Annotated in this window: 1 pseudogene; it reads left to right on the top strand. The window is 48.9% G+C overall.

The features are described from left to right. A pseudogene (locus FK220_RS19975) lies at nucleotides 1-851 on the top strand (hypothetical protein); the annotation flags it as partial.

Genomic DNA, 851 nt, shown 5'->3' with positions numbered 1-851 from the left:
ACGGAGGACGTGAACTACCGCGACCTGGACGACGACGGCGACGGGATCGATACGCCCGACGAGGACGCCGACGGCGACGGGGACCCGACCAACGACGATACCGACGGTGACGGCACCCCCGATTACTTGGATCCTACCGATGATAGCACGGTTGAGATAATCAATAATTGTTCCGCCATTAATGCAGATAGATGTGGTGAACTTGGTGATATTAATTCAAATTTCTGGTGGTCAGAGTTGGTACCCGATTTTAACACAGGCTATTTTTCATCCTCCAAGGAGGAACTGAATTTTACGGAGTACGACAACGGGGAAGCTATTATTTCCGGGACTACGCGACTTGGAAATTGTACAGTTGAAATTTATGTGGTGCTTGTCAATAGAAGAAGTTGGTCAGAGTGGAGTGACCAAGGAGGGGATTTTAAAAGTGAAGGATGTTCTGAAGCAAATGGTGAAGACTTAAACTATTATTTAATTGATGGAGAAAGAAGCTTCATGATTTCGACAGGATCGGATTGTCTGGCGGAAGGAAGGTTCAAAATCACCAATCGGCCAGACAATAATGACCCTGACACGCCTAATTTCGGAATTCAAGTAGGGCCCGGAGCCGCTTTGTGGGATTCTGCGGTAGGTGAAGATGGCCTTTCCGGATGGGGTTGGATAGGTACTGAAGAAAATGAGCGTCAATATTTGATGGATTTCAACTTTTTGTTAGACTGTGAACCTCAAGGTGATACCGACGGTGACGGTGTTCCGGACTCTGTGGATATCGACGACGACAACGACGGCATCCTTGATACGGAGGAGGACCCGAACCTGGACGGCGACGACGACCCGCTCACGGATCCCTT

This window comes from Pelagihabitans pacificus, assembly GCF_009371985.2.
Classification (GTDB): domain Bacteria; phylum Bacteroidota; class Bacteroidia; order Flavobacteriales; family Flavobacteriaceae; genus Pelagihabitans; species Pelagihabitans pacificus.
This window is presented reverse-complemented; position numbering and strand designations above follow the sequence as displayed.